We start from the raw sequence: 4,565 nt of genomic DNA, 5'->3' as shown, positions 1-4,565 counted from the left end.
CTCGACGGCCCTCTTGCTCCGATTCAATGCGCCTCGGTCACCGCCTTCAGGCCGTGCGAGGACTGCCGGGACCTCAAGAGTTGCGCCGTCCGGCAGATCATGGTCGAGGCCCGCAACGCCATCGCCTATGTGCTCGACAATCGGACGCTGGCGGAATTGTGGACTTTGACCAATCCGCCCGAGCTAGCTGCAATGTATCACATCTAGCGCAGCCATCGCCGCCCGCGGAAGGTCCCGCGTTGTTAACGTCTGGAGTGGCGCCTGCTATCTATAACTTGAAGACCATAAGGATATTAGACCGCAACTTCTGCGAGCGGCTTCGACGTTTGGCTTATATCACCGTTCTCGGGCAGCTTACGACGCCGATCCGTGTTGAGGATTTTATTAAGCGGCGGCGCCGAGTATGCGGCTTTGCTCTCCGTGCGGGTCTCCTCTCGATATTGTCGGCCTCGCGTGCACAAATTGTAGGGACGACGAGGTCAAATTAAAATTGACAAGTTTTATGGACTTTCTGTACGAATGCCCTGACGGACTTGTCCGTGGGCTGCCACGTATGGGTTGGAGGCGCGACGCGCCGATCGGGAACCGACCTTACCAGGGGATAATAATGTCGAAAAAAACTCCCATCCGCCGAGCCGCGGGCGTTGCGCTGGCGATCGTGGCCCTCGCCGCCGGATTTGGCGCGGCGACTTCGGTCCAGGCCGGACCGGTTGTCGACAAGATCAAGGAGCGCGGCCTCATTCGCGTCGGCGTCGGCAGCCAGCCCGGATTCTTTTCTCCCGACGCCAGCGGCAAATGGCAGGGGTTCTTCATCGACTTCGGCCGGGCGCTCGCCGTGACCGTTTTCAACGACCCGGACAAGGTCGAGTTCACCAACACTTCGCCCCAGCAGCGCCTTCCCGCTCTGCAGGCCGGGCAATTCGACGTCCTGCTTTCCGGTGTGACCGAGACGATCGTCCGCTCTTTCAAGCTGAACTTCAATTTCGGACCGGTCGTCTTCTACGACGGACAGGGCATTCTGGTGAAGAAATCGCTCGGCGTGTCCAAGGCGTCCGATCTCGACGGCGCCACGATCGGCGTGCAGAGCGGCACCACCGGCGAGCTCAACATCGCCGACTTCTTCAAGAAGGCCAACAAGACCTATAAGCCCCTGGTGATCGAAGACACCAACACCTTCTCGCAGGCGCTGCTGTCCGGCCGTATCGACGCCCTGACCCAGGACAGCTCCGACCTCGGCTTGCGGCGGGCGGCGTTCCCCAATCCGGACGACTACGTGTTGATGCCCGAGCGCCTGTCGAAGGAGCCGCTCGCGCCCGCCATCCAATGGGGCGATGACCTGTGGCTGCAGATCGTGAACTGGACCGTCTACGCCACCATTCAGGCGGAGGAGTGGGGCATCACCAGCCAGAACATCGACAGCTTCCTCACAAGCGACGATCCGGCGATCAAGCGCTTCCTCGGCGTCGACACGTCGCTCGGCGAATCCATCGGCCTCGATCCCAAATTCGCCTACAACATCATCAAGAAGGTCGGGAACTACGGCGAGATATTCGAGCGCAATCTCGGCAAGTCGACGAAGATCGGCTTCGACCGTGGCCTGAACCGGCTGTGGACCCAGGGCGGCCTCCTCTATTCGCCGCCGTTCCGTTGAGAACCGAGCGAGCCGGCGTCACGCCGGCTCCCTCCGCCAGATGCGAATGAGACGGCGAGCAGAACCCCAATGACGGACGCCCGGGCGGCGCCCCCTCCCGCCGAAGGCACCGGCTTTGCAGCGTTTCGGCGCTGGTGGGGCGATCATGCGCTCGCGCAGGCGATCGGCCTCGCCGCCGCAGCCGTCTTTGTCGCCTTCCTGGCCTCGAATCTCGTTGCGAGCGTGCGCCGGCTCGGCATGTCGCCGAGCTTTGATTATCTGACCCAGCCGGCCAATTTCGACATCTCGGAGTCGCTGATCGTCTATCGCGCCGGCGACCCGTACAGCCGCGCGATCCTCGTCGGCCTTCTCAACACCATCAAGCTCGCCGTGTCCGGCTGCGGCCTGGCCACCATCCTCGGCGTGAGTTTGGGCCTGATGCGCGCGGCCGGCAATCCGCTGCTCGCGAGGCTGGTGGACGCTTATGTCGAAGTTGTCCGCAACACGCCGCTGGTGCTGCAGCTGTTCTTCTGGATTGCGCTCACGCACACGCTCCCGCCGGTTCGGCAGGCGCTCGAGCCGCTGCCCTTCGCCTATCTCTCGGTGCGCGGCGTCTATCTGCCCTGGATCACGATCGAGGGCGGCGCGATCTGGCCTATCGTCGCCTTTTTCGTCCTGCTCGCTTGGATCGTACACGCAGTCCACAAGCGGCTGGGGCGCCCGCTGTCTTCGCTCGAATGGCTCGGCATCCTCTCGACGGCCGTCATCGCTCCGGCCGCCTGGATCGTCGCCGAGAACGTCCGGCTGTCGGTCGATCTGCCCGTCCTCAAGGGCTTCAACATCGTCGGCGGCGTGAGCCTCACGCCCGAATTCGCGGCGATGCTGGTCGGACTCTCGGTCTATTACGCGGCCAACATCGCCGAGATCGTGCGCAGCGGCCTGCAATCCGTCACGCATGGACAATGGGAAGCGGGGCGCGCGCTCGGGCTTCATCGCACTCGCGTGCTTCAACTCATCGTCCTGCCGCAGGCCATGCGGGTGATCACGCCGCTCATGACCTCGACCTATCTCGACCTGACCAAGGACACGACGCTCGGCGTCCTGATCGGATTCACTGAGGTCACCGCCGTGATCAAGACGAGCGCCAACAACACCGGCAACGCAGTCGAGACGATCCTCGTGCTGGTCGCGGTGTTTCTCTCGATCAGCCTTCCCGTATCGGCGGCGATCAACGCCTACAACCGGATGCTCGCTCGCCGCGGAGTGGTCACGTCATGACGATTCTGCTCGAGGGCGCGCGACTGGCGCAGCCAAAGCCGGAGCGATGGCGCGTGGCCGCGGCCGATCTTTTCTCCTCGCCGGTCAACGCCGCGGTGACCGTCGTCGTCGCCGGCGTGATCGTCGTTGCGCTTTGGCAGTTCGCCCGCTGGGCAGTGTTCGATGCGGCCTGGTCGGGCGGCCCGGAAGCCTGCCGTGCCCGCAGCGGCGCCTGCTGGCCCTTCGTCCGAAGCAACGCCCAGCTCATGGTCTTCGGGGTCTATCCCCAGGACCTGCTGTGGCGGCCGGCCGTGAGTCTCGTTCTGATGGCCGGGGTCGTTGTGGCGAGCATGATTCCCCGCCTGTGGAGCGCGCCGCTTGCGCTCGCCTGGGCTGCGGTTCCGGCGGCGGTCTGCATCCTGCTTTCCGGCGCTTTCTTCGGCCGTCCTGTCTCGACCAACGAATGGGGCGGGTTGCCGCTCACGCTTCTCGTCTGGATGATCGCCTTCGCCGGCGCCTTCGTCGTCGCTGTGCCGCTCGCTCTGGCGCGGCGCTCGAAAATGGGCGGCCTGCGCACTGCGGCGATCATTCTGATCGAACTCGTGCGCGGCGTGCCGATGCTGGTTGCGCTCTACGTGAGCCGGTTCATCGTGCCGATGATGACGCCGGCGTTCGAGGTGAACCTGTTCGTCAGCGTGGAGACGGCGCTGATCCTGTTCGTGGCCTCCTATCTCGCCGAGATCATTCGCGCGGGGCTGCAGTCGCTGCCGCGCGGCCAGACGGAGGCTGCGAGCGCGCTGGGCTTAAGCTACTGGCGCATGACCCAGCTCGTGCTGCTGCCGCAGGCGCTGCGGGCGGTGATTCCGGCGCTCGTCAATCTCGGCATCGGCGTGCTGTTGAGCACTCCGCTCGTCGCGGTAATCGGCATGACCGATTTCCTCAGCGCCGTGCGTGAAGCCGCGAGCCACGAGCAGGAATGGCCCGGCTGCTACACGACCGCCTATTTCGTCGCCGGGCTCGTCTTCTTCTCTATCTGTTTCATCGCGTCGCGCTACAGCCGGTGGCTGGAGCGGCGCCTTCGTGCGGCCGGCCATGCCTGAACATCGTCTCCGACAAAGCCTCGAATCCGTCCAGGGCGCGCGACGTCCGCCGCCTCGGGCCGCCCCGGCGATCGAGTTCGTCGGCGTCCACAAATGGTACGGCGCGTTTCAAGTCCTGCGCGACATCCGCCTCGCAGTCGACCCCGGCGAGCGGGTGGTCGTATGCGGACCGTCGGGCTCTGGCAAGTCGACGCTTATCCGCTGCGTCAACCGCCTCGAGGAGCATCAAAAACGCACGATTCGGGTCAACGGGGTCGAACTGACCGCGTCGCTGAAGCAGACCGACCGCGTCCGGCGTGAAGTCGGCATGGTCTTTCAGCAGTTCAACCTGTTTCCTCATCTGACTGTGCTGGAGAATTGCGCGCTGGCGCCGGTTTGGGCTGAGGGCGTGAAGCGCCCGGAAGCGGAAGAGCGCGCGCACGCGCTGCTCGCCAAAGTGAAGATCGCCGACCAGGCGCACAAATACCCTTCCCAGCTTTCCGGCGGGCGGCAGCAGCGCGTCGCCATCGCCCGCGCCCTCTGCATGAACCCGAAGATCATGCTGTTCGACGAGCCGACCTCAGCGCTCGACCCGGAGA

The 4,565-nt window shown here is 64.5% G+C and carries 4 protein-coding genes and 1 pseudogene; all 5 read left to right on the top strand.

Features of this window, described 5'->3' with window-relative positions:
- Positions 1-207, top strand: a pseudogene (locus ACLP25_RS22650) (RrF2 family transcriptional regulator); the annotation flags it as partial.
- 400 nt (positions 208-607) lie between these two features.
- Positions 608-1,651, top strand: coding sequence for an amino acid ABC transporter substrate-binding protein (locus tag ACLP25_RS22645; RefSeq protein ID WP_442471396.1), 1,044 nt, complete (start codon positions 608-610; stop codon positions 1,649-1,651).
- A gap of 69 nt (positions 1,652-1,720) precedes the next feature.
- Positions 1,721-2,908, top strand: coding sequence for an amino acid ABC transporter permease (locus ACLP25_RS22640; protein WP_442471395.1), 1,188 nt, complete (start codon positions 1,721-1,723; stop codon positions 2,906-2,908).
- Positions 2,905-3,987, top strand: coding sequence for an amino acid ABC transporter permease (locus ACLP25_RS22635; protein ID WP_442471394.1), 1,083 nt, complete (start codon positions 2,905-2,907; stop codon positions 3,985-3,987). The genes ACLP25_RS22640 and ACLP25_RS22635 overlap by 4 nt, the downstream gene beginning before the upstream one ends.
- Positions 3,980-4,565: amino acid ABC transporter ATP-binding protein (locus tag ACLP25_RS22630; protein WP_442471393.1), on the top strand; the 586-nt coding region annotated here is incomplete at its 3' end. The genes ACLP25_RS22635 and ACLP25_RS22630, both read left to right, overlap by 8 nt.

The sequence above is a fragment of the Roseiarcus sp. genome, from assembly GCF_052145395.1.
Lineage (GTDB): Bacteria > Pseudomonadota > Alphaproteobacteria > Rhizobiales > Beijerinckiaceae > Roseiarcus.
The sequence above is the reverse complement of the archived record's forward strand: the minus strand, read 5'-3'. Positions and strand labels throughout refer to the sequence as shown.

Excerpts from the sequence above, each read along its gene's own strand:
- ACLP25_RS22645 (WP_442471396.1), top strand. The coding sequence starts at position 608 with ATGTCGAAAAAAACTCCCATCCGCCGAGCCGCGGGCGTTGCGCTGGCG.
- ACLP25_RS22635 (WP_442471394.1), top strand. The coding sequence starts at position 2,905 with ATGACGATTCTGCTCGAGGGCGCGCGACTGGCGCAGCCAAAGCCGGAG.
- ACLP25_RS22640 (WP_442471395.1), top strand. The coding sequence starts at position 1,721 with ATGACGGACGCCCGGGCGGCGCCCCCTCCCGCCGAAGGCACCGGCTTT.